The following is a 23390-nucleotide window of genomic DNA, read 5'->3' as shown; positions in this document are numbered from 1 at the left end:
GATAACCCAGGCAATGTTGAGTAACAAGCACGTTGTTATCGCCATGATCGTGGCCCCCATTCTGGCAGTCCTCGCCTGGATCGCGGTGGGGCAACTGACGGGCGAGCAGCCTCGGGCCGCGGTGGAGGGGCAATCCTATCCTTTGGTTGAAAAGAGCAACTGCCGCTATGCGAGTGGTGCCTGCGATCTAGAGAACGAGAGTTTCAAATTGCGTCTCACTATTCAGGACGGCGCTTCCGGGCCGGAATTTCTGCTCAGCGCATCCCACCCGTTGGAGGGGGTTGTTCTGGCCGTCGCTGCGACAGAAGTCGAGGGAGCACCAGAGGCTATGCGTGCACTGGATGGTCAGGGTCTCAGCTGGCTGATGCCTCTGCAGCGGACCCCCCAGCCCACTGACAGGATTCGGTTGGTCGCTCGTGCCGATGGCAGCAGCTTTTACGCCGAGGCCTCAACGGCGTTCCTGCAGCCGGCCCAGTAGGCAATCCAAATGTCTGGCCACTACCAAGATAAGCAGGCAAACCATCAGCAAGACGATATAACGCCTCCGGAGTTGGAGACGCCTGAGCTGGTCTCACTTGCGGAATTCATTCAGCAAACGCTTCCGTTCAATGCGCTGGACGAAGCGCTCTTGTACCCAATAGTGGGTAAAATACTCATTCAGTATCACTGTCAGGTAGACAGTTTTACGGCCGCGAACCCCGAGCGCGGTTTGCGCATTCTTCGCAGTGGCGCGGTCGAGTTGCGCGACAGCGACAATAAATTGCTTGACCGATTGGGGGAGGGCGAGAGCTTCCACATAGCGGGTCTTAATGCCGAGTGGGGTGAGGTTATCGCCACGGTTATCGAGGACGCTCTGTTCTATCTTGTTCCCGACGACATCTACCGTCAGCTGCGCGATAGCGATCGCAACTTCGATCGCTATTTCTCCGGGCAGCGCAATCGGCGCTTGCGACGCGCCGCGCGCTACCAACCCGAGCCCAATACCATGATGCAGTAAGTGAGTACGGTGATGAGCACCGAATTGCTGACGGTTCTGCCTGATGACACGGTACAGCAAGCGGAAAAAGCGATATCCCAGCGGCGTGTATCCTCCGCTTTTGTGGTGGAGAATGACACGCTGCTGGGCATTGTTACTGATCGGGACTTGCGGGTTCGATTCGTCGCCGAGGGCCTGCCTACGGACACCCCGGTGCGCGAGATCATGTCATCGGATATCGAATGGGTTGATGGATCGACCACGATCTTTGCCACCACGCTGTTGATGACCCAGCGCCGTTTCCACCATTTGCCGGTCAAGATTGATGGCCAGACGCGCGGCATTAGTGCTGGTAGGCGCCCTTGCCGTGCACCTCGAGCGACTGGCGGCGGGTGTCGTATCTGGTCGTCGATGCGGAGATGTCGTCGCTGGACGCGGCCACCGGAGAGCTGCTCAGTGTCGGTTGGGTCGTGGTCGAGAGCGGTTCGATTGTGCTGGGAATGGCAGAGCACCATCCGATCCGGGTTGAACGCTCCGTCGGCCAGAGTGCGACCATTCACTACCTGCGAGATTTCGATCTTATTGACGCCGCTAGTGTCGATCGCATCCTGACCCACTTCCTTGAGGTTGCTGCGGGTAAGGTACTGGTGTTCCACAATGCGGCACTGGACCTGGCGTTTTTGAACAAGATCAGCCGGCGTTACTTTAATGCGCCGATGTTGATGCCGGTCGTCGACACGCTGGCACAGGAGAAATTACTGCTGCGGCGCCGGGACGCACCTTTGTTGCCAGGTGCGCTGCGTCTGCAGGCATGCAGGGAACGCTATCAGCTGCCACACTTTCACGGCCACAATGCGCTGTTGGATGCCCTGGCAACCGCTGAATTACTGATTGCACATGCCTCGCATCGCAGTAGGAACGGAATGCTATCTTTGCGGTCTATGATGTAGCGTCTGCATGGCAGGCGATGGTCAGATTTACAATTCTTTCGCTTTTTTCAATCTGTAAATTATCGATCTCACGTAAACTAGCTATCTTTTTGAAAGGCGCACCCGGGACGGGCGTGCCGCTTTTGAGTGTCTGGAATGCCCAAACTAGCCAAAAACCTGCTGTTGCCACTGGTAGTGATCGCCCTGGCAGCCTTGATTGCTTTTCTTATGGTCAATAGCCGGCCAGATCTGCCCCGACGTGACCGCGTAGCAGCGCTGCCACATGTCGATACGGTGGTGGTTGAGCCCGGGCCCGTGGCGGTGCAGATTCACTCGCGGGGTATTGTGACGCCGCAGCACAGTATTGAGTTGGTGAGTGAGGTTAATGGCAGAGTGGTCTGGGTTGATCCCGGCTTCCTGCAGGGCGAGGAGGTGACTGCTGGCCAAATTTTACTGCGCATAGATCCGATTGATTACGAGGTGGCCGTGTCTGAAGCCAGATCGGCGGTGGCCACCGCGGAGTTGGCACTTCAAGAAGCGACCGTGCTGGTACAGAAAGCCTCGATGGCGGAGGCAGAAGCCAGAGTGGCTGCTGCCAAAGAGCGCTTGCGTCAGGCCGAAGTCGATCTGGCCAACACAGAAATTCGAGCCCCCTATAACGCGGTAGTCGATGTAAAGCGTGTGGATCTGGGGCAGTACGTGACGATGGGCGCCGCGCTAATGGAGCTGCTAAGCACTGATATTGCAGAGGTGCGTCTGCCGATTTTGAGCTCTGACATCGCGTTTGTACGCGCAGGGTCTGGTCAACCCATCACCTTGACCGCGTCTTTCGGTACGCAGCAGCTGTCCTGGGAGGCACAACTTGCACGTGTCGAACGGCGGGTCGACGAGCAGACCCGGGTGTTTTTTGGCGTGGCCCAGGTACGCAACCCCTACGATGTGAGTCTGCATGAGCAGATACTGGCACACGGTTTATTTGTAGAAGCCGTATTCCCCGGCGATGCCGTGCAGGATGCGGTGCGGCTGCCGCGTTCCGCCGTGCACAATAATGCCCACGTATACCTGGTGGAGGAGGGCAAGCTGGTGCGGCGCTCCGTGGCCGTGTTGCGGCGCGAGGGTGACGCGGTGGTAATCGGTGATGGCCTGGACAGTGGTGACCGGGTGGTATTGAGTCGTCTCGACCTGATGGTTGAGGGCATGGCGGTCGAAGCGAGTGAGTAGTATGCAGCCATCAGAGGAGACGGGGGCAATCGCCTGGATGGCGAACAACCCGGTGGCCGCCAACCTGCTTATGCTGGTGGTGTTTATCGGCGGCCTGGCGGCGATAAACAACCTCACCAAGGAAGTCTTTCCTACGTTTCCTACCGAGCTGGTCACCGTTACCGTTCCCTATCCAGGCGGTGCCACCGAGGAAGTGGAATCGGGCATTGTGCGGGTGCTCGAGGAAGAGTTGCAGGACATTGTTGGCGTAGAGGAAATTACCTCTGTGGCCCGGGAAGGTGCCGGTGTCGTGACGGTGGAAATGGAGACCGGTTCGGATATGGCCCAGGCTCTGGTGCAGATTAAAACCAGGGTAGACGGCATCACCTCGTTTCCCACCAATGCTGAAGAGGCGGTGGTGGAAGAAGTACTGGCGCGTACCCGGGCGATGAATCTTACCCTGTACGGCAACCTCGACGAGCATCAGCTCAAGGAGATGGCCGACGATATGCGCGATGAGTTGCTCGGGCTGCCGGGGATCACCCAGGTGGTCGTCGTGGGCACGCGCAATTATGAAATTGTTATCGAGGTGTCCGACGAGGCACTGCGGCGTTACGACCTCAGTTTTGATGATGTCGTCAACGCGATACAGGTGCGCTCGCGAGACCTGCCAGGTGGCAGACTGCGCACCAGCGAAGGATCTATCACCCTGCGCTCGGTCGGGCAGGCCTATACAGCCGAAGAATTCGATCGCCTCAACCTGATTACCCGGGTCGATGGCACGGTGCTGGAGGTGGGTGATGTGGCCACGGTTATCGATGGCTTTGAGGACCAGCCGATTCTTAACCGGCTCAATGGCCAGCCCTCGATCACCCTGCAGGTGGATCGAGTCGGCGACCAGGACGTGCTGGCAATGACTGACAACCTGCGTAAATTTGTCGATAGCAAACTCGACGAGCTGCCACCGGGTGTGGAGTTTACCGCCTGGGCGGATCGCAGTGAGATTCTCAAGGGGCGTATCAACCTGATGCTGAATAGTGCCTTTCAGGGTGCGATTCTGGTGATGATTACCCTGGCGCTGTTTCTCAATACGCAGCTCGCCTTCTGGGTGATTCTGGGCGTGCCGTTCTCGTTCCTCGGCGCGCTGCTGGCGATTGATGTGCTCAATATCGGTATCTCGATCAACGTAATGTCGGTGTTCGGCTTTATCCTGGTGCTGGGTATGCTGGTGGACGACGGTATTGTCACCGCCGAGAGTGCCTACGCGCAGCTGGAGGAGGAGCGCAAGGGCGTTGACAGTGTGGTGCGCGGCGTCCGGCGAGTGACCGTGGCCACCGTGTTTGGCGCGTTGACCACCATGATTGCATTCTCGCCGGCCTACGGTCTAACCGAGGGGATTGGCCGGCTTTTTTCGGTGATTACGCCGATTGTGGTGTTCAGTTTGTTGTTTTCCCTTATTGAAACCAAGCTGATCCTGCCCGCCCACCTCCGCCATATTCGCATCGATCACGACAGCGAACCCGGCCGCGGCCCGCTCGGTTGGCTTCAGCGCGCCCAACGTCGCTGTACCGAGGGCATGGTCAATTTCAGCGAGAATGTATACCGGCCGGTGCTGCAGCTCGCAGTGGAATTTCGCTATGTCACGGTGGCGATCTTTATCGGCTCGCTGTTGATCACCATCGCCCTTGTGCCCTCGGGCATTGTGCGCTTCGTGTTTTTCCCCAACGTGCCGTCCAACAGCGTTAATATCGATTTGCAAATGCCCAATGGCACGGCCTGGCAGCAAACCCATGAGTACGCTCTGAACATTGAACAGGCGGCCATGGCCATGAATGATCGCTACCGGGAGGAAACCGGCGAGGCCGACGGCGTGATAGTGGAGCTGCTGACCACCTCCAGCGCCGATACCGAGGCGCGGATTCAGGTAGAGCTGTTGCCGAGTACCGAGCGCGATATTACCTCCATGCGCCTCGCCGGCTGGATACGCGAGGCGCTGGGCGAAGTCAGTGGCGTGCAGTCGCTGACTTTTGATTCCAACGCGGGGCCGGGCGGGTCACCGATTGACGTGGAGTTGTCGGGCGACGATCTTGACGAGATGCGCTCTGCCGCACAGGCCCTGAAACTGGCGCTGGTGGATTTTGACGGCGTTTCCGATGTTCGCGATACCTTTGATGCCGGCGGCCCGGAACTGGATATCCGGGTGACGCCCGAAGGCGAAGCCCTTGGTCTGGGGCAAGTAGAGCTGGCCCGCCAAGTGCGCCAGGCGTTCTTCGGTGCAGAGGTGCAGCGTATTCAGCGCGAGCGTCATGAAGTGCGGGTTTACGTTCGATTGCCGGCCCAGGAGCGAGGATCCCTCGACGCATTGCGGCTGCTCTGGATCGATGTGCCGGGCCACGGCAAGGTGCCATTTGATGTGGTGGGCGAGGCGGTCGAGCACACTGGCATTAGCGTCATTAATCGATTTAATCGTCAGCGTGTCGTGAATGTGCGGGCCGATGTCGATCGCACCCTGGTGGAGCCGGGCAAGGTCAACGCTGAAATCGTCACTGAGATTCTGCCGGATGTCCTGGCTCGCCATCCCGGTGTGAAGCACCGGCTTGCTGGTGAAGCCGAAGAGCAGGCGGAAACCACCAGTTCGCTCGAGCTGGGCCTGGTTGTCATCCTGCTGGTGATTTATGCCGCGCTGGCGGTACCGCTACGCAGTTATACGCAGCCACTGCTGATTATGGCGGTGATACCGTTCGGGATTACCGGGGCCATTCTGGGGCACCTTATTCTTGGGGCAGATGTCAGCATGCTCTCTGCCATTGGCATACTCGGGCTGATCGGCATTGTCGTTAACGATAGCCTGGTGCTTGTCGATCACGTGAATCACCGCCTCAAGGATCGCGGCGAGTACTGGAAAGAGGCGGTGATTACCGGCGCTGTGCGCCGCTTCCGTCCCGTGGTGCTTACCTCAATGACGACCTTCCTCGGCCTACTGCCGATTCAACTTGAGACAGCCATCCAGGCGCAGTTTGTGAAGCCCATGGCGACCTCGGTGGCCTTCGGCGTGTTGTTTGCCACTGGTGTCACGCTGGTACTGGTGCCTGTACTGTATTTTGTCGGGCGCGATATTCGCGACTTGTTTGTCGGGCCGGAAGCACAAGGACAAGAGGTGAACGTATGAAGCTGACGCCGTTTCATCTGGCCGTGCAGGTGCGGGATATCGAAGAGGCACGCCGTTTTTATGGTGAAGGTCTCGGCTTTGCCGAGGGACGCAGCGCCGAGCAGTGGGTGGATTTCGATATGTTCGGGCACCAGTTTGTGGTGCACCACAATCCCGCACTGGGGCTCGACGGGCAGATCGCCCAGATCAGCAATGCCGTCGATGGCCACAGTGTGCCGGTACCGCACTTCGGTGTGGTGCTGGGATTTCCTGACTGGGAACAACTGGCGGCGCGGGCCCGGGCGCTCGTGGATAACTTTATCATCGAACCTTATATCCGCTTCGAAGGGCAACCGGGCGAGCAGGGCACGATGTTCTTTGCGGACCCTTCGGGGAATGCGCTGGAATTTAAGGCGTTTCGGGATATCGAAGCCGAGTTGTTCGCTACCTAGGCTTCAGTCGCTGGCCAGAAAAGGCGCGCGCCGCCTGAATTGTCCATCCTCGATTTCATCCAGCGCAAATCGGGCCAGCGCCCCCGCCTGGACCCGCCAGCTCGGTGGCGTCGAAAGCGACATATCCGCCACGTTTTCACCCATGGCCGATTCGATTAGGGGACACCGCAGCAAGGTCCATGGGATTGGGCTTTCTGCCAGCAACTCATACTCCCGCTGTCGATCGGCCGCCAATGTCGGATAGCGCCACAGCGCCAGTCGCCTCATCACCTTCCCGCTGAAATTGCGCTCATCGACCGATAACTTCACAGCTGCACCACTGACGACCAGGTACGGCCTCGTCGCCGTATTGCTCATGGCCGCAATCACGTTGGACGTCGTCCGGCTGTTTAGATTTTCAGGCCCGTTCGCGCCGGGGCCAATGGCACTGATAACGGCGTCACTGCCTTCGAGCAGGGTGGCAATAGTCGACGGATCAAGGGCGTCACCGACCACAACTTCAACCCGATCGGACAGGTAGGTGAACCTGTCGCTGGCGCGGCTGAGTAAGCGTATCCGATAGCCTCGAGCCAGGGCCTCGCGCAGCAGATAGCCCCCGGTCATGCCGGTGCCGCCGAGCAGGGCGATGGTTTTCTCTCTGGAGACGGGCGCGCTGGCTGATTGAATTGACGCGGGGTCGAGTCGGGTTTTTGTGGGGGCACAGCCCACTACGGCGAGAGCCAGCAGGAGCAGGCCCAGGCTGCGGCGGACGCGACTAATCCAGTTTGAGTTCATGCCAGAACATGGCCGCCGCCTGGTCACAGGCCGGGCCCATGGCTTCCCGATCGAGGTAAATGCCGTCGATGAGCAGACGGCTCATACCGTGTAGCGTGCTCCAGCTCACCTGGGCGTAGCGCAGCGGGTCGAGGTGCACCGAGACCGCGCCCTGTTCGAGCCAGTGGCGCACCTGTTCCAGGTACATTTTAAAGGCGCTGTAGGCCTCCTGCTTCAGGGTTTCGGTAATCCCGGGGGACTTCCACAGCCGGCTGCCAAACATCAGGTCGTAGTATTCGACGTTATCGAGTGCGAAATCCAGATACTCGCGCACGAAGCGCTGTAGCCGCTGTTCCGAAAGATTGCCGGCATCCAGGCTCAGGACTTCGATGTAGCGCCGGAAGCCCTCTTCAGCAATGGCACAAAGCAGTTCCTGTTTGTCTTTGAAATGGTGGTAGGGGGCCGTGCGCGAGACGCCCACCCGGGCCGCCAGCTGGCGCATGGACAGCCCCGCTTCGCCTTCTTCACGCAGCAATTCTGCGGCGGCATCGAGCAGGCTACGGCGCAGGTCGCCGTGGTGATAGCGCGTCTTTTCAGTCATGGGGGCATCATACATTTAATCTTGACAGTGTCAAAATTGAGGCTAGAATGGCTTGTCATAACTTGACGGTGTCCAGATGGGCCCATTGCCACACGCTTGGAGAATTCACATGTCCGCATACCCCAAGATGCTAGAACCCCTTGATCTCGGCTTTACCACGCTGCGCAACCGCGTGCTGATGGGGTCGATGCACACTGGCCTTGAAGAGGCCCCGGATGGCCACGAGCGTATGGCCGCGTTTTTTGCCGAACGGGCTCGAGGCGGTGTTGGGCTCATTGTTACGGGCGGGTTCGGCCCGAACAAGCGTGCCGCGACCCACGAGCACACCAAGATGCTGTCCTCTGAGGCGGACTGCGCAGACCACAAGATCATTACCGATGCTGTGCACGCCGAGGGCGGCAAAATCTGCATGCAGATTCTGCACACGGGGCGCTACGCCTTTAACGAAAATCCGATCGCGCCTTCGGCAGTGCAGGCGCCGATTAATGTGTTCAAGCCCAAGGCCGCGACGGAAGACGAAATTGAGCAGCAGATTGAAGATTTCGTCCGCATGTCAGTGCTCGCCCAGAAGGCGGGCTACGATGGCGTTGAAATCATGGGTTCGGAAGGTTACTTCCTGAACCAGTTCCTGGCGGCACGCACGAACCACCGTGACGACGAGTGGGGCGGCAGCTATGAAAACCGTATGCGCCTGCCGGTAGAGGTCGTGCGCCGGGTACGCGAAGCTGTGGGCGAGGCGTTTATCATCATTTACCGCTTGTCCATGCTCGACCTGGTGGAAGGGGGCAGCTCGACCGAGGAAATTATCCAGTTGGGCAAGGCGGTGGAACAGGCCGGGGCGACGATTATCAATACCGGTATTGGCTGGCACGAGGCGCGCATTCCGACCATTGCCACCAAGGTGCCCCGTGCTGCGTTTACCTGGGTGACTGCACGCTTCCGCAAAGAATTATCAGTGCCAGTGGTGACATCCAACCGGATCAATACACCGGAGGTGGCTGAAGAGGTCCTGGAGCGCGGCGATGCGGACATGGTCTCCCTGGCGAGACCGTTCCTGGCGGACGCGTTCTTCGTCCAAAAGGCGGCCGAAGATCGCGCCGATGAGATTAATACCTGCATCGGTTGCAACCAGGCCTGCCTCGATCACGTGTTCTCCGGCAAGATGACCAGCTGTCTGGTTAACCCCCGCGCCTGCCACGAGACTGAGCTGGTGATTGAGCCGGCGGCCGAGAAAAAGACCTTTGCCGTGGTCGGTGCCGGCCCTGCTGGATTGGCCTTTGCCACCACTGCTGCCAGCCGAGGCCACACCGTAACCCTGTTCGATGGCGCCGATGAAATCGGTGGTCAGTTCAATATCGCCAAGCTGATCCCGGGCAAGGAAGAATTCTACGAGACTCTGCGCTATTTCCGGGGCGAACTGGAGCGTACCGGGGTTAACGTGCAACTGGGTACCCGGGTATCTGCTGATGACCTTGCCGATGGCGAATTTGACGAAGTGGTTCTGGCGACAGGCATTACGCCACGTGTGCCCGAGATTGAAGGTGTCGATCATCCCAAGGTGCTGAGCTACCTTGATGTGCTCAGGGACAAAAAACCAGTGGGTGAAAAAGTTGCCGTTATTGGCGCTGGAGGCATTGGTTTTGATGTGTCGGAATACCTGACTCACGGCGAAGAAACGCCCTCCACCAACATCGAGCAGTTTATGCAGCAGTGGGGTGTGGATATGAACCTCGAGGCCCGCGGCGGCATTGAGGGTATGCAGGCAGTGGTGCCGCCTTCACCGCGTCAGGTAAGCCTGCTGCAACGCAAGGCCAGCAAGGTCGGCGGCGGCCTGGGTAAAACCACGGGCTGGATTCATCGCGCGGGTCTTGAGCAGAAGGGCGTGCGCATGATGCCCGGCTGCGAGTATCACAAGATTGATGACGCGGGCCTGCATATCTCCATTGGCGGTGAAGCCAAGGTACTGGAGGTCGATAACGTCATTCTTTGTGCCGGNCAGGAGCCCAACCGCGAACTGGCGGCAGGCTTGAATGGCAAGCCCGTGCACCTTATCGGCGGTGCCGATGTGGCAGCGGAGCTGGACGCCAAGCGCGCCATCGATCAGGGCACCCGCCTGGCCGCAGCCGTGTAAAACGTTGCAATCTTTTGCACTCCATCGGCGAAGGTCTATGCTTATCACGAGATAATATAGAACTGACGCCGTTGGAGTTTTGCCATGGCACTCGCCCAGGCAATCATGACATCACTGTTGGATGCTGACCTGTCTGGGTCGGAGCTCGCTCGCGACTTTGAAAAGTCCATGGGTTTTTTCTGGCAGGCATCCCATCAGCAGATCTACCAGGAGCTGCGTAAGCTGGCGGAAAAGGGCTGGCTTAACAAGCGCGAGGTCAACCAGAGCGGTAAGCCCAATAAAATTGTCTACGGGTTGACCCTGGCCGGTCGCGAGGCCCTGGCCGACTGGGTGTTCGGCCCTACCAAGGTGCAGCCCACCAAGGATGAGCTGCTGCTCAAACTCTATAATCTGACCGAAAACAATGTGGAGCACCTGGTCGGTGAGATCAGCCGCCGCCGCGAAGAGGTGATGCAGCGCTTGTATCTTTACGAGGCCATTCGTCGACGTCACTACGATGCGCCCGAAGAATTGCCGGTGCGCCACAAAGGTGTCTTTCTCGCCCTGCAATCGGGTATTCACCAGGGCGAGCAGTTTCTGACCTGGTGCGACGAAGCACTCGCACTGCTGGCGACGGTGGAAAAGGCCCCTAGCTAGACGCCAGAAAATCCAGTGATTGCTTGTGCATATCCCTCACTGGCGGGCAGTGACGTGAAATCCCCCACAGTAGCCGCGGCAGCGCTAGCAGATGGCTGCCAATAACCGGCTTGCCGCTGTTGAGGATGGCGACGGAGATATCCCGCTCGGGATCGGCCCAGCAGAAAACGTTCGACAGGCCCAGGTGGCCGTAGGCGTAGTGGCTGTTCTTGCCATAGATTCCGGCGGGGCTGCCGCCGAGCATAAAGCCAGGGCTGTAGCGCATGGGCACTTTAAGTGAAGCGTCGATCTCGGCTTTGCCCGCTTCCTGGATGGCGCGGTGCACCGTTAGCGGCTGCATGATCTGTTTGCCGTCATACCTGCCATAGTCGAGCATCATCTGGAAAAAGCGGCTCGCCTCTTCGGCAGTAGCGTACATGTTGCCCGAGGGTAGGACGGCGCTCATGAACTCGTCGGAGTTCGTCACTTCCATGATTTCCATGTAGTCCAGACCGAGCACGTTTTTCAGGGTCTCGCCGATATAGCCTCCCAGGGGCAGGCCGGTGAAGCGGTTCTCAGCGGCGCGGGGGATATCCCGTGCGGTCAGGCCGTAGCGGAAGTAACGCATGCCCATGGGTTTGCGCACATGAGCGTCCAGGTACTGGGAAACCGTTTTGCCGGAGGTGCGTCGAATCAATTCATCCAGCAGAAAGCCGCCGGTAATGGCGTGATAGGCCGAGGTGCGACCCAAGGGGTCGATCGGATCTGCGGCGCAAATGGCCGCCACTGCGGCTTTGCGGTCGAACAGCAGTGACGGATCGACGTTTTCGCCGAGACCGGGCACGCCGGCGCGGTGGGCCAGCAGTTGATAGATGGTGATATAGCCTTTGCCGTTCGCTGCGAACTCGGGGATGTAATAACTGAGCGGGTCCATGAGGTGGATTTTGCCCTGCTCCTCAAGCAGGTGGACGAGCATTGCGCTAACCGACTTGGAGGCCGAGAACAGGCAGACCGGCGTGTTCACGCTGGCAATCACAGCATCATCGCTGCGTGCGTCGCCACGCTGGTAGCCGAGGCTGCGGTTCAGCACGATCTTGCCACCGCGGCGAATACACAGGCTGAGCAGTGGATGCATGCCGGTGCGGAACAGTCTGAGCGTGTCGTGCCAGATGGCGTCAACGCCGGCCTGGGACAGGCCGACGTCTTGCGGGTCGGTTTCGTTGGCGGAGTCGATATCGATGAGCAAATCGATATCGTCCGGTAACGGGGTGCGGTTAAAGCGTGCTTCCAGGCTCTTGCGGAGCATGCGCATGGCTGATCTCCTGTGCGTCAGCGATCAGCTTACTCCTCTTGAGCTTTGCATAAAAGGAACATCACAGGTGTAGCAGTGATTCCTCCAGATCCATGACGGATCCCGCGCCGGCCACGGCTGCTCGCGCATGTGCTTCCGCTCTGGGCAGAATGCGTTGGAAGTAAAAACGTGCTGTGGCGAGTTTGGCGGTGTAGAAGTCGCCGTCTTGTTGCAGGGCAATCTCCGCCATTTGGGCCCACATATAAGCGAGGGCAACATAGCCACCAAACAGCGTGTAATCAACACTTGCGGCGCCGATTTCATCGGCGTTTCGCATGGCCTTCTCGCCAACCTGCATGGTGATCTCACCCCATTGGGCGTTAACGGCAGCCAGCGGCTCAATAAATTCGCTCATGGCGCTTTTGCCGGCCTGGGCTTCACAGAATTTGTGAATACGCTTGGTGAAGTTGCGCAGCAATTTGCCCCCAGACCCCATGACCTTGCGCCCGAGCAGGTCCAGTGACTGGATGCCGGTGGTACCCTCGTAAATGGTGGCAATGCGCATGTCGCGCAACAGTTGTTCCATGCCGTGTTCGCGAATGTAGCCATGGCCGCCGAACACCTGTACCCCGAGATTGGTGACCTCGACACCGGTCTCGGTGCAGAAGGCTTTGGCGATTGGTGTCAGCAGCGACATGAGGTCGTCTGCCTCTGCGGCCTGTTCTTCGCTGCCGTACTGCGTCAGGTCGTTAAGACGCGACAGCCAGTAAATAAACGCGCGCGAGCCTTCGATCAGGGCTTTCTGGGTCATCAGCATGCGCCGTACATCCGGATGGGCGATGATCGGATCGGCCGGCCCGTCGGGATTCTGCACGCCAGAGAGGGCGCGCATCTGCAGGCGCTCGCGGGCGTAGGCGAGGGCGCCCTGGAATGCCGCTTCGCCCAGGCACACACCTTGCAGCGCAGTGCCGAGGCGGGCGGTATTCATGATCTTGAACATCACTTCCAGACCCCGATTCTCCTCGCCCAGCAGGAAGGCGGTAGCGCCGTCGAAGTTCATCACGCAGGTGGCGCTGCCCTTAATGCCCATCTTGTGCTCGATCGAGCCGCAGTGAACTGCGTTGCGCTCGCCGAGGCTGCCGTCGTCGTTGACCATGACCTTGGGTACCAGGAACAGGGAGATACCCGAGGTACCTTCAGGAGCGCCTTCCACACGTGCCAGCACGGCGTGAATAATATTCTCGGTAATGTCCTGCTCGCCGCCGGAGATGAATATCTTGGTGCCGGTAATGGTATAGCTGCCATCGCCGTTGGGGGTTGCCTTGGTGCGTAGGAGGCCGACGTCGGAGCCGCAGTGGGACTCAGTCAGGCACATTGTGCCCGCCCACTCCAGCGAATACAGCTTGGGCAGGTAGGTGGCTTTCTGCGCTTCGGTGCCGCCGGCGCGTATGCAGGTAATGGGAGCGTGGGCCAGGCCCGGGTACATGCTCCAGGCGTAGTTGGCCGCGGCGGTCATTTCAGTGAGCAGGGTGCTCAAGGAGCCTGGCAGGCCCTGGCCGCCTTCGTCCGTGGGAATGGACAGGCTCTGCCAGCCCGCTTCGCCGTACTGGCGGAAGGCCTCGGCGAAGCCATCCGGCGTGCTGACCTGGCCGTTGTCGAAATCGCAGCCCTGTTCGTCGCCGTTGCGATTGAGCGGGGCGAGCACGTTCTCGGCAAATTTGGCGCCACCGTCGACAATGGCGTCCCATAGGTCTTCAGTCAGCGGTTCACAGCCGTCGAGCTGCTCGTAGTGATCCATACCCAACAGTTCCTTGTTAACAAAGGCCATGTCGGTCAGGGGCGCGCGATAGTCAGGCATTACTAAATCCGTGATGTTTTCGGGGGGCGTACTACACCAGTTCGCGAATGCTGCAGCAATGCTCCCTCGGGCCAATAAAAAATGTCACAATGATCAGCGATCATCCGCCATCTGCTGGTCAGGAATCCAAGGAGTTTTAAGGAATGAATGTAGTCATGATTGGTGCCGGCTATGTCGGGCTGGTGTCCGGGGCCTGTTTTTCGGAGTTTGGCGCCAGTGTCGTGTGTATCGATCTCGACGCGGAGCGCGTCGAGCGATTGGCGGCGGGCGAAATGCCCATTTATGAGCCAGGCCTCGAAAACCTGGTGGAGCGGAATCTCAATGACGGGAGGCTGCAGTTCGGCACAGACCTGGCAGCAGCGGTGAGTGAGGCCGATCTTGTGTTTATTGCCGTCGGTACACCGACCCGGCGCGGTGAGGGCTATGCGGACCTCAGCTACGTGTACCAGGCCGCCCGCGACATAGCGCCTCACCTGAGTGGCTATACCGTTGTTGTGGACAAATCCACGGTGCCCGTGGGTACCGCGGCGGAAGTGAAGCGGATTATTTCGGAGACCAACCCGGAAGCCGATTTCGATGTGGCCTCTAATCCGGAATTTTTGCGCGAAGGGGCGGCGATCGGCGATTTCATGCGGCCCGACCGGGTGGTGCTCGGGGTTGAGTCTGAGCGCGCCGAGCGAGCGCTGCGCGAGCTTTATCGGCCCCTCAACTTGATAGAGGCGCCCATTCTGGTGACGGACCTGGAGAGCGCCGAGCTCACCAAGTACGCTGCCAATGCCTTTCTGGCCACCAAGATCAGCTTTATCAATGAAATCTCCCAGCTTTGTGAAGAGGTGGGGGCCGACGTACACGCGGTGGCCAAGGGCATGGGGCTCGATGGGCGCATCGGCAAAAAGTTTCTCCACGCCGGTCCGGGTTATGGGGGCTCCTGTTTTCCCAAGGACACTCTGGCTCTGGTGCGTACAGCCCAGGAGTACGGTGTGTCCTCGCGCATTGTTGAGGCGGTAGTGGAAGTGAATGCGGCGCAAAAAGCCCGCATGGTGACCAAGATTCGGCACGCCCTGGACGATACGGTGTCGGGTAAGCGTATTGCGGTTTTGGGACTGACCTTCAAACCCGGTACCGACGACATGCGCGACGCCCCGGCCCTGACGATTCTGCCGCAGTTGTTGGACCGCGGTGCCGATATTATTGCCCACGACCCCCAGGGCATTGATGAGGCTCGCGAGCTGCTGCCCCCGCAGGTCAGCTACAGCGATGATATTTATGCCACGATAGAAGGCGCCGATGCGGTAGTGTTAATGACTGAGTGGAACGCCTACCGCGGCCTGCATTTCAAGCGGGTTCGAGAGCTGATGCGGGGCAATGTCTTTGTCGATCTGCGCAATGTCTACGAACCACAGACCATGCGTGACCATGGTTTCCACTATGCCTGTGTGGGCCGCGAGGCCTAGAGATTAAGCTGATAGTTGCCCAGGTGGATACCGTGGGTACCGGGGGGTAGGCTGGAGGCAATCGCCACAGGCTCGCCTCGACTGCGCCCCGACGCTTCCTGTAAATCCACCAGCTTTGGTGTGTCGTACTCGCGTTTACGCGGGTCCAGCACCAGGATGATTTTGGGCAGCAGGCGACGGGTGCGGCTGTCCGCTACTACGATGCCGACCTCACCGCTGGTCAGTTCCACCAGGGTGCCCGCGGGGTAAATGCCGATAGCCTGGATAAAGGCCTCCACCAATTCGCTCTGGAACAACTGGTCGCGCTCCTGGTAGAGCTCGCGCAGGGCATCTGCGGGTGCCTTGGCTGGCGCGTAGGGTCGCTCTGAGGTCATGGCGTCGTAGGCATCGACAATCGCCGCGAGGCGGGCAAAGGGGGGAATGTTGTCGCCGCTCAAGCCGCGCGGGTAGCCGCTGCCATCCCAGCGCTCGTGGTGGAAGCCCACCATGTCGAGTACATCCTGATTCTGAATGCCGCTTTTTTTCACCAGATGCACACCGTGGGCCACGTGATGCCGCACTTCGCGCATTTCCTCCGGCGTCAGGGTACGCTCGGCCCGCAGTAATTCCGGGTCCACCAGCAGCTTGCCCACGTCCATCAACATGCCGCCTACGGCGAGCGAGCGCAGATCGTGGCGCTGCATACCGAGCTGGCGGCCCAGGGCAATCGCCCAGATGGTGGTACTAATGGAGTGGTGATAGCTGTACTCATCGTGCTGTTTCAGTCGCCCCAGCCACAGACAGGCATCCGGGTTGCGACTGATACTGTCGATGAGAGGGCTGGCAACTTTCTTGATCCGCACCGCATCGATCTTGCCGCGAACCGCTGCCTGGTCGTAAATGTCGCTGATGTCGACCACGAGCTTGTCCAGCGCGGCCTTGGCTCGCGGGTGCTCGTCTTTCCAGTCGTTGGCGTCGCGGTAGGGGGTGAGATTGCGGCCGGTAAAAATAGCGTCAAGTGGGATGCGGTTGCGCCCCACCTGGCCCTGACGGGCTATCTTAGGGGAAATGTAGCGACTCTTGCGCGTATCGATATAGACGAAGTTGCACAACTCGCGCACCTGGCGCAAGTCATCGTCTGATTCGAGGAGAAACCCCTGGGTATAGAACGGTGTTCCCAGCCACGGCCTGTCCAGTCCACTGACGAACATGCCTAAGGCGAGATCGGAAACACTGACTTTCAGGGTTTGGAGCATGGCGCCCAGCCCAACTCAACTACTATTGCAGCATTGAACATATCCCATGGTCCGGGGGATGTCCGTTAAAACCTCGACATTTCTGCAATTACTGCGAAACAGGTCAAAAAAGCAGCAAGGGGTTAAATTTGGCCAATATTCGGCTAGCGGACGCTGGCGTGCCGCTGGCGGGCGAGGTGTACCGTTAACAGGCCGCCTGCAATGACCAGCGTACTGCCCAGCAGCGACCAGGCGTCGGGTACCTGGCCCCAGATAAGCCAACCCCAGAACCCGCCGAGCACCACAGCGAAGTAGTTGATCGGTGCAATATGGTGGGCCGGCGCCAGGGAGTAGGCGAGGGTATACAGGCGTAATGTAAAGTAGATGGCGACACCCACGTAAAGCATGGCCAGCCAGATCTGCCAGTCGAGCCCGCTGAAATCGCCGACGCTAAAGGGTGCGACGCAGGCCAGCGACAGCACAAAGTAGTAGAACAGGATGCGCGAGGCCGGCTCGGTGGGAGCCAGTTTGTGGGTGGCGACCATGGAGATCGCCAGGCAGAGCGCCGACAGGAATCCGCCGGCGTGCCACCAGCTCAGCCCTTCCGCGCTGGGCCGGAGAATCACGCCCACACCGATAAAGCCGATAATCAGGGGCAGCCACGAACTGGCAGTGATGCGCTCCTGACTCCAGGCCCACACGACCAGGGGCACGGTGAGTGGAGCGCTCTGGCGCAGCAACATGGCATCGACCATGGGGATGTTGTCGAGCGCCGCATAGAACAGATAGAACCCCAGTACCCCGACGGCGCCGCGAAACAGGTGCAGGCCTGCCTTTTGCGTGCGCAGATTGTGCAGTCCGGGGCGCAGGGTAATGGGCAGGCACAGTAACAGGCAGATCAGGTATTGCACGGTTACAATGGCTTCCGTGCTGGCTTGGCTGGAGGCGAACTTGGTGGCGACCGCTGCCGTACTGGCAATGGTCACCATGAGCAGGGACAGGTATATCGCCCGCCTGACGTTAGAGGGGCTTGTGGTCACTCGAGGCCCTGGTAGCGTTCTTCCCGCGCGTACTTACGCCGTTCTCCCTCGCCTTTATAGTCGTCGCTCAGGCCATTCATGGAGGCGCTGAATTTGGGGACCCACTGGCTGCCCAGACGTTGGGTCCAGGCCGTCAGCGATTCGCCCGGAGCGATGCTGGCGGTACGCAGTCGCAAACCGCCGACACTGTCACGCTCTGAGCTTGTCAGTGGGCGCATGCTGGCGACGGTCTCGCGGAGCTGTGGGCGGAACTTCTCCAGGCCCATGGCCATAATTGTGTAACTGCCTCCCGGGGTAGCAAAAAATACATAGTGCAGGCTGACCGGCGCCTCGCCGCTGCTGTCGGTATACGTGAGCTGGTGTCCAGGCCAGTCGCCGATGGTCACTGGGCGATTCATGTCGGGGCTGATTTCTGCCCGGTCGCGCATGCGGGTCACCAGAGCCGCTGCATAGCCTTCCGGGCTGAATTCGCCGGCGTTGGAACCCAGGGCAATATAGGCGCCTTGCTCGTCCTGCTCACCTGCGCCGACGAAGCGGGGCGTGTTCACTGTCTCCCAGCTTTCGGGGAAGGTGATGGTGAGATCCATATCGAAACTAAGAAACTGGTTGTCATCGACAAAGATGCCCTGCTGCGGATTCTGGGGGCCCCACCACATACCGTCCAGCGTCTGATACAACTCATCACGCGTGGCGATCGGTGCGGTGGTGGAATAGGTCAGGCCGGCGATGGTCTTGGCAATATCCTCAACGCGTTGCGGCGTCGTGGGATGGGTGTCCATGTAGTCAGCTTCGTGGTGCTCACCGGTAAGCAGGTACAGGGTGCGTTCGATGCCTTCCAGCGCAGCCGCCAGGGCGTGAGGGTCATAGCCCGCATCGGCAGCCAGACGCAGGCCGTACTCATCCGCTTCGGTTTCCTGCCCACGGCTATAGCCCGACAGGTAGACCTTGCCCGCGTGCTCGATCGGCGAGTTAATCATGTTGCCGAGATCCTCGCTGACCACGCCGACAGCGCGACCGGGCAGGGTGAGCAGGCCTGTGCTCAGCGAGCGTCCCATTTGGCGCACATGGTGGCGGCGGGTCACGTGACTGATCTCGTGAGCCAGTACGCCGGCGAGCTCATCTTCGCTGTTCATTTGCGAGAGCAGGCCGCGCGAGACATAAATGAAACCACCGGGTGTGGCGAAAGCATTGGGCTCGAACTGGTCCACAACGGCGAAATTGAACTTGTACGGGGTGTCTACCAGATGCGAGGCCAGGCGTTGTCCAACCTTGTTAACGTAGGCTGTCAGCGCGGGGTCGTGATACAGGCCGATCTGCTCGCTCACCTGCTGTGACATGGCCTGCCCGGCAGAGGTTTCTGCCTCGGGGGTGATCACGGTGGTGATGCAACCGCTGAGGCTGATGACCGCTGTGCAAGACAGCAGGCGTGACAGAAAGCGGGGAGAGAAAACGGCAGAGGCAGACATAGTTGTCATTCCGAATCGTTGCTTTGAGTGGCCTGCATTATCCCAGCACAATCTGAAGCGGTCCATGCTCGAGCGCAATCGACAGTTGTCGGTGTGATATAGCGGACGATGGTGCATAATGCCCTGCATGTATTTTCAGTACTTTGGACTCAACGAGGCTCCATTTTCCATCGCCGTCAATCCGCGTTATTTGTTTATGAGCGCGCGGCACCGCGATGCCCTGGCGCATCTGCTGTATGGAGTGGGCGCGGGCGGTGGTTTTATTCTGCTTACTGGCGAGGTCGGTACCGGCAAAACCACGATCAATCGCTGCCTGCTCGAACAGCTGCCCGAGGACACGGATCTCGCGATTATTCTCAACCCCGCGCTCAATGCTATGGAGCTGTTGGCTACAGCCTGTGATGAGCTGGGAATTGAGTACGATCGGGAAGGGCATACGCTGAAGAGCCTCACCGATGCCCTGCACGCCTACCTGTTGGAGAATCACAGCAAGGGGCGCAAGACCGTGCTGATGATTGACGAGGCACAACACCTGGATTTTGAGGTGTTGGAGCAGATTCGCCTGCTGACCAACCTCGAGACTAACAGCGAGAAACTGCTGCAGATTATTCTCATCGGCCAACCGGAACTGGCGCAGCTGCTCGCGCGACCAGAACTGCGCCAGCTAAACCAGCGCATTACCGCACGCTATAACCTGGAACCGCTGAACCTCGCCGAGACCGGCGCTTATATCCAGCATCGCCTGCAGGTGGCTGGCATGACAGCGGATCGGCAGATATTTCCACCGGCGGTGGTCAAGGGTATTTATCGGCAGACCCGGGGTATCCCCAGGCTGATCAACGTACTCTGTGACCGTATTATGCTCGGTGCCTATGGCCGCAATAAGAGCCGCGCCGATATGGCGATGCTGCGCCTGGCCACGCGCGAGGTCATGGGCGAAGAGATGACGTCGACATCGGCGGGTCGCTGGTGGCCCTGGGCGGGCGCCGCTGCGCTGATGGTCATGCTGTGTGCCGGAGGTTGGTGGTATTACGGGGAATTGGCCCAGACGCCAGCCCGAGCGCAGTCACCAACAGCCAATCAAACCATTCCGATGGCGGCGCCTGTGGCTACTGCCCCTGTCGAGGAGCCGATGGCCGAGCCTGAGCCTGAGCCTGAAGCCACGCCAGAGATTAACTGGCTCTTGGCACCCGAAGAGGCCGAGGGCCTGTTGTGGTCAATGCATTCGCGTCAAGCCTACCTCGGATCACTGTGTGAGTCTCGGCAAGAGCCTGGCCTGCGCTGCGGCGACGGCGTGGTGTCCACCTGGGATGAACTCACTATTTATGATCGCCCGATTCTGATCAACCTGGTGACGCCGGAGCGGTTTGCTGCCGCGGCCCTGTTGTTGGGCGTGCAGGGTCGCGAGGCATGGGTTGTGGATGCCAATGGCTCTGTGCAAAGCCTCGCACTCCCGGAGCTGGCACCGATGTGGGACGGCAATTACCGCTTTCTCTGGCGCGCCCCGGCTACCTTTGAGCAACCCCTGGCCGAGGGCGATGAAGGACCGGCGGTGGTTGATGTAGCGGCCCTGTTTGCACGTTTGGACGGGCAGTCACGCCCACTGACCACGCGTCGTTTCAATCGCGCGCTGACCCAGCGTGTCATCTATTTCCAGGAAGCGCGTGGGCTTGAGGCTGACGGTGTCGTGGGAGAACAGACCCTGCAGCAACTGAATGTAGCGCTGGGCATAGATCCAGTGGCCAGTGCCCTGCGCCAGCAATTGGCGGACGGCTCCGCCGCGCAATGAGGAACATCGCTTGTCACTAATTCTCGACGCCCTGAATCGATCGCGTACGGAGCAGGGCGCAGTGCCGAACATTGAAACCCAGCACAGTCATGCTGCCGAGCCGGGCGATGTACGCCGCTGGCCGGTGCTGCTGGCGCTGGCCGTTGCCCTGCTGGTGATTGTCATTTTACTGGTGGAGCGGATTACCACTGAAAAGCCAACGCAACCCGCGGCCGTCGTAGGCGAGCAGGCCCCCGTGGTGGTGCCGCCCGAATCGACAACGTCTGAATCCATGTCGATTAGCGGTGAAGCGACAGGAACCGTTCCGGTTGCAGCCTCACGTCAGCAGGTTTCCTCGGCGCCGCCGCCCAAAGTCAGTTCGCGTGACACCGGAGTGCTAACGGCGGCAACCCAACCCGCGGCTCGCTCTGAAGTGAGTGCGCTGTATGCACAGCAGGAACAGCCCGCGGCCGAACCCGATCCGACCCCCAAACCGGTTGCTCGTTCCACTACCCCAACGCCTGCGCTCTCGGTCGAGCCAGAACCGCGGATGGCTGAGCAAGAGGTGAATATTGAAGCGATGGTGCGTCAGGCGGAAGCTGAGTTGGAAAACGCACGCCTGGAAGAACACCCGGCACCGTTTCTGGAGTCCTTATCGCAACAGGTCAAGGACACTATCCCCACGCTGTACTACCAGCGTCACGACTACTCCGGTAAACCGGGACGGTCGCGTGTCACGTTGAATGGCAACCAGTTGGCGAAAGGTGGCAAGGTCGTTGGGGTCAGGGTCGACGAGATCCTCGCCGACTCCACCGTCCTCTCCTATCAGGGCACCACGTTTCGTCTGCGGGCCCTGAACAGCTGGGTCAATCTCTGATTACAGGCCCAGGTAGTTTTTCATAATGTCGAAGATCTCCGGCTGGCGCAGATAGGGCGGTACCAGGCCCTGGCCCTCGGCATTGGCGTATAACGGTACTGCCGCGCCGGTGTGTTCTTCCATCATGAAGTTGGTGGTTGCGTAGTTCACCATCATGACCCCTCCTTCCGGTGTCTCGATAAGCGAAACATAACCGGGGCTGTAGGTGGGAATGGGGTAGGCCGCAAACAGGCTGGGATGGGGAATCAATTGCGCGGCCTGGGAGTGGTCCGCCGTCACCAGGACCAGGGTATACGGGTGCTGCTCGGCGAATGCCAGGGCGCTGGCCAGTGCCTCATCGAGCTGCTCCACCTCACCAATCGACCCGCAGGGCTTGCGCTCGTGTGACTGCTTGTCGATAGAGGCGGATTCAATGGTCAGGAAAAAGCCCTTGTTATTGTCCGCTGCGAGGTGGGTGAGGGCCGCGTCCGTCATCTGCTTGAGTGTCGGAACACTGGCAAATTCCGGGTTGGGCTGGCATTCCATCGATTCTGGCAGCGTGACATCGCCGAGATACTGATGGACATGGTTGAGCAGGCTCGGCGCGGGCTGCTCTGAGGCGCGGCCGTCTTCGCCCTGCATTCGCACCGGCATGGTGCTCTCAGAGAACAGGCCCAGCAGGCGTTCTCCAGTTGGTGTCTTGCTCAACGCATCAGCAGTTTCGACGACATTGAAACCGTTGCTGCGCGCCAGGTCGGCGACCGAAAGCTGGCTGCCCTCTGCCTTGGGGGTGAAGTGTTTGGCGCCACCACCGAGAATCACATCCACGTCCGACTCGGCGAGTTGCTGGGAGATCGCTCCCGGACCACCATTTTTCTGCATGTCCTGCGGGCAGCCACCAATGTGAATGCCACTGAATTCGACCCGCTCGATCTGGTCGGGGTTCTCGCAAAAGCGCTGGCTGACGTGGGCGGCAAAAGAGGCCGGTGTGGCATCGGTCACGCTGGCCGTTGAGACAATACCGGTGCGGTAACCTGCCGCCTCGGCTATTTCGATAATCGTTGGAATGTCCTCGTCACTGCCGGCGGTGGTCGCCAGTCGGCCGCGGCTGGTCACTACGCCCGTCGCCAGGCTGGTCGCGGTATTTGCCGAGTCAGCCACGTAAATCGGCTTGCCGTTGACCCGGTCCTCAATGGTGAGAATCTGGGAGGCACCCCGCACAGGCATGGAGTCCAGCAGCAGTTCGCCTTGGGCGCCCTTGAGGTAGTTACGAGCAATGGTGACCTGCTGTTCATCCATGCCGTCGCCGATGATGAGAATCACCTGGCGAGGTTCCTGCGACGCGGTTTCCGCCAGCAACGGCGCCCCTGGGATGGCGATGGCAAGTGCGGCGAGTGCCGCAGACACAGCTTTGTTCATGCTCAATCCTGTTATTGGCAAGTCGTTGGACAAAATAGCGGCGTCATTGATAGCACAAAGCCTCTAGCGATGCCCAGAGCCTATGCGGCCTTTGCGTCCGAGAGCCTAGTAAATTTTACCGCTGCACGCATTTGGTGCTCGCGCACCGATATGGACGCCCGATGCTTAAATTTTGCCCCGATATGTGGCACGATTTGCGACCTGTCCGGTTCAGCTTCC

19 protein-coding genes and 1 pseudogene are annotated in these 23390 nt (G+C 59.6%); 12 read left to right on the top strand and 8 right to left on the bottom strand.

From position 1 onward, the window contains the following. Positions 1 to 13 precede the first annotated feature (13 nt). From A3709_RS00910 to A3709_RS00885, 7 genes and pseudogenes are all read left to right on the top strand, one after another. Positions 14 to 478, top strand: a complete 465-nt coding sequence (locus tag A3709_RS00910) for a hypothetical protein (protein WP_066048637.1) — start codon at positions 14 to 16, stop codon at positions 476 to 478. A gap of 9 nt (positions 479 to 487) precedes the next feature. Further along, positions 488 to 997: a hypothetical protein gene (locus A3709_RS00905; RefSeq protein ID WP_066048635.1), complete on the top strand. Its 510-nt coding sequence runs from the start codon at positions 488 to 490 to the stop codon at positions 995 to 997. A gap of 12 nt (positions 998 to 1009) precedes the next feature. Further along, positions 1010 to 1309, top strand: a pseudogene (locus A3709_RS24370) (CBS domain-containing protein); the annotation flags it as partial. Positions 1310 to 1368: 59 nt separating this feature from the next. Continuing rightward, a complete protein-coding gene (locus A3709_RS24365) occupies positions 1369 to 1926 on the top strand; it encodes a 3'-5' exonuclease (protein ID WP_066048633.1) in 558 nt (185 codons plus the stop codon). A 135-nt stretch (positions 1927 to 2061) separates the two neighbouring features. Further along, positions 2062 to 3126, top strand: a complete 1065-nt coding sequence (locus A3709_RS00895; protein WP_066048631.1) for an efflux RND transporter periplasmic adaptor subunit — start codon at positions 2062 to 2064, stop codon at positions 3124 to 3126. A gap of 1 nt (position 3127) precedes the next feature. Beyond that, a complete protein-coding gene (locus tag A3709_RS00890; RefSeq protein ID WP_066048628.1) occupies positions 3128 to 6274 on the top strand; it encodes an efflux RND transporter permease subunit in 3147 nt (1048 codons plus the stop codon). Then, positions 6271 to 6705: a VOC family protein gene (locus A3709_RS00885; RefSeq protein WP_066048624.1), complete on the top strand. Its 435-nt coding sequence runs from the start codon at positions 6271 to 6273 to the stop codon at positions 6703 to 6705. The genes A3709_RS00890 and A3709_RS00885 overlap by 4 nt, the downstream gene beginning before the upstream one ends. 3 nt (positions 6706 to 6708) lie before the next feature. On the opposite strand, the gene A3709_RS00880 is transcribed toward A3709_RS00885, so the two are convergent. Both A3709_RS00880 and A3709_RS00875 read right to left on the bottom strand, forming a co-directional pair. Beyond that, positions 6709 to 7479, bottom strand: a complete 771-nt coding sequence (locus A3709_RS00880) for an NAD(P)-dependent oxidoreductase (protein WP_066048621.1) — start codon at positions 7477 to 7479, stop codon at positions 6709 to 6711. Then, a complete protein-coding gene (locus tag A3709_RS00875; RefSeq protein WP_066048837.1) occupies positions 7460 to 8059 on the bottom strand; it encodes a TetR/AcrR family transcriptional regulator in 600 nt (199 codons plus the stop codon). The genes A3709_RS00880 and A3709_RS00875 overlap by 20 nt, the downstream gene beginning before the upstream one ends. A gap of 109 nt (positions 8060 to 8168) precedes the next feature. On the opposite strand from A3709_RS00875, the gene A3709_RS00870 reads away from it, so the two are divergent. After that, on the top strand, positions 8169 to 10190 hold the full coding sequence (locus tag A3709_RS00870) for an FAD-dependent oxidoreductase (protein WP_066048618.1): 2022 nt from the start codon (positions 8169 to 8171) through the stop codon (positions 10188 to 10190). An 84-nt stretch (positions 10191 to 10274) separates the two neighbouring features. Continuing rightward, complete coding sequence (locus A3709_RS00865) at positions 10275 to 10826, top strand: PadR family transcriptional regulator (protein WP_066048616.1); 552 nt, start codon at positions 10275 to 10277, stop codon at positions 10824 to 10826. Here the strand turns inward: A3709_RS00865 and A3709_RS00860 are convergent. Together A3709_RS00860 and A3709_RS00855 are read right to left on the bottom strand one after the other, a co-directional pair. Further along, complete coding sequence (locus A3709_RS00860; protein ID WP_082849788.1) at positions 10819 to 12117, bottom strand: serine hydrolase; 1299 nt, start codon at positions 12115 to 12117, stop codon at positions 10819 to 10821. The two genes, A3709_RS00865 and A3709_RS00860, sit on opposite strands and share 8 nt — an antisense overlap. 61 nt (positions 12118 to 12178) lie before the next feature. After that, a complete protein-coding gene (locus A3709_RS00855) occupies positions 12179 to 13954 on the bottom strand; it encodes an acyl-CoA dehydrogenase C-terminal domain-containing protein (RefSeq protein WP_066048612.1) in 1776 nt (591 codons plus the stop codon). A 143-nt stretch (positions 13955 to 14097) separates the two neighbouring features. Here A3709_RS00855 and A3709_RS00850 point away from each other — a divergent pair, with 143 nt between their 5' ends. Then, positions 14098 to 15408 (top strand): UDP-glucose/GDP-mannose dehydrogenase family protein, encoded by a 1311-nt coding sequence (locus A3709_RS00850; protein WP_066048611.1) that lies wholly within the window; start codon positions 14098 to 14100, stop codon positions 15406 to 15408. Here the strand turns inward: A3709_RS00850 and A3709_RS00845 are convergent. The 3 genes from A3709_RS00845 to A3709_RS00835 all read right to left on the bottom strand — a co-directional run bounded on the left by A3709_RS00845 (position 15405) and on the right by A3709_RS00835 (position 19128). Next, on the bottom strand, positions 15405 to 16643 hold the full coding sequence (locus tag A3709_RS00845) for an HD-GYP domain-containing protein (protein WP_082849787.1): 1239 nt from the start codon (positions 16641 to 16643) through the stop codon (positions 15405 to 15407). The two genes, A3709_RS00850 and A3709_RS00845, sit on opposite strands and share 4 nt — an antisense overlap. A gap of 143 nt (positions 16644 to 16786) precedes the next feature. Beyond that, complete coding sequence (locus tag A3709_RS00840; RefSeq protein WP_156507508.1) at positions 16787 to 17662, bottom strand: DMT family transporter; 876 nt, start codon at positions 17660 to 17662, stop codon at positions 16787 to 16789. Next, the gene (locus A3709_RS00835; protein WP_066048604.1) at positions 17659 to 19128 is read right to left on the bottom strand and encodes a M48 family metallopeptidase; all 1470 of its coding nucleotides are present in this window, start codon (positions 19126 to 19128) and stop codon (positions 17659 to 17661) included. The genes A3709_RS00840 and A3709_RS00835 overlap by 4 nt, the downstream gene beginning before the upstream one ends. A 118-nt stretch (positions 19129 to 19246) precedes the next feature. Here A3709_RS00835 and A3709_RS00830 point away from each other — a divergent pair, with 118 nt between their 5' ends. Next, complete coding sequence (locus A3709_RS00830) at positions 19247 to 20917, top strand: AAA family ATPase (protein ID WP_369795099.1); 1671 nt, start codon at positions 19247 to 19249, stop codon at positions 20915 to 20917. A 10-nt stretch (positions 20918 to 20927) separates the two neighbouring features. After that, entirely contained in the window at positions 20928 to 21773 is an 846-nt protein-coding gene (locus A3709_RS00825) for a general secretion pathway protein GspB (RefSeq protein ID WP_066048598.1), read from the top strand. On the opposite strand, the gene A3709_RS00820 is transcribed toward A3709_RS00825, so the two are convergent. Beyond that, on the bottom strand, positions 21774 to 23171 hold the full coding sequence (locus A3709_RS00820; protein ID WP_082849785.1) for an alkaline phosphatase: 1398 nt from the start codon (positions 23169 to 23171) through the stop codon (positions 21774 to 21776). Positions 23172 to 23390 lie beyond the last annotated feature (219 nt).

The organism is Halioglobus sp. HI00S01, from assembly GCF_001635445.1.
Lineage (GTDB): Bacteria > Pseudomonadota > Gammaproteobacteria > Pseudomonadales > Halieaceae > Halioglobus > Halioglobus japonicus.
The sequence above is the reverse complement of the archived record's forward strand: the minus strand, read 5'-3'. Positions and strand labels throughout refer to the sequence as shown.

Bases quoted from the DNA above. Each gene is read 5' to 3' on its own strand.
- A3709_RS00910 (WP_066048637.1), top strand. From the start codon at position 14: ATGTTGAGTAACAAGCACGTTGTTATCGCCATGATCGTGGCCCCCATT.
- A3709_RS00905 (WP_066048635.1), top strand. From the start codon at position 488: ATGTCTGGCCACTACCAAGATAAGCAGGCAAACCATCAGCAAGACGAT.
- A3709_RS00895 (WP_066048631.1), top strand. From the start codon at position 2,062: ATGCCCAAACTAGCCAAAAACCTGCTGTTGCCACTGGTAGTGATCGCC.
- A3709_RS00890 (WP_066048628.1), top strand. From the start codon at position 3,128: ATGCAGCCATCAGAGGAGACGGGGGCAATCGCCTGGATGGCGAACAAC.
- A3709_RS00885 (WP_066048624.1), top strand. From the start codon at position 6,271: ATGAAGCTGACGCCGTTTCATCTGGCCGTGCAGGTGCGGGATATCGAA.
- A3709_RS00880 (WP_066048621.1), bottom strand. From the start codon at position 7,479: ATGAACTCAAACTGGATTAGTCGCGTCCGCCGCAGCCTGGGCCTGCTC.
- A3709_RS00875 (WP_066048837.1), bottom strand. From the start codon at position 8,059: ATGACTGAAAAGACGCGCTATCACCACGGCGACCTGCGCCGTAGCCTG.
- A3709_RS00865 (WP_066048616.1), top strand. From the start codon at position 10,275: ATGGCACTCGCCCAGGCAATCATGACATCACTGTTGGATGCTGACCTG.
- A3709_RS00860 (WP_082849788.1), bottom strand. From the start codon at position 12,117: ATGCGCATGCTCCGCAAGAGCCTGGAAGCACGCTTTAACCGCACCCCG.
- A3709_RS00855 (WP_066048612.1), bottom strand. From the start codon at position 13,954: ATGCCTGACTATCGCGCGCCCCTGACCGACATGGCCTTTGTTAACAAG.
- A3709_RS00850 (WP_066048611.1), top strand. From the start codon at position 14,098: ATGAATGTAGTCATGATTGGTGCCGGCTATGTCGGGCTGGTGTCCGGG.
- A3709_RS00845 (WP_082849787.1), bottom strand. From the start codon at position 16,643: ATGCTCCAAACCCTGAAAGTCAGTGTTTCCGATCTCGCCTTAGGCATG.
- A3709_RS00835 (WP_066048604.1), bottom strand. From the start codon at position 19,128: ATGTCTGCCTCTGCCGTTTTCTCTCCCCGCTTTCTGTCACGCCTGCTG.
- A3709_RS00830 (WP_369795099.1), top strand. From the start codon at position 19,247: ATGCCCTGCATGTATTTTCAGTACTTTGGACTCAACGAGGCTCCATTT.
- A3709_RS00820 (WP_082849785.1), bottom strand. From the start codon at position 23,171: ATGAACAAAGCTGTGTCTGCGGCACTCGCCGCACTTGCCATCGCCATC.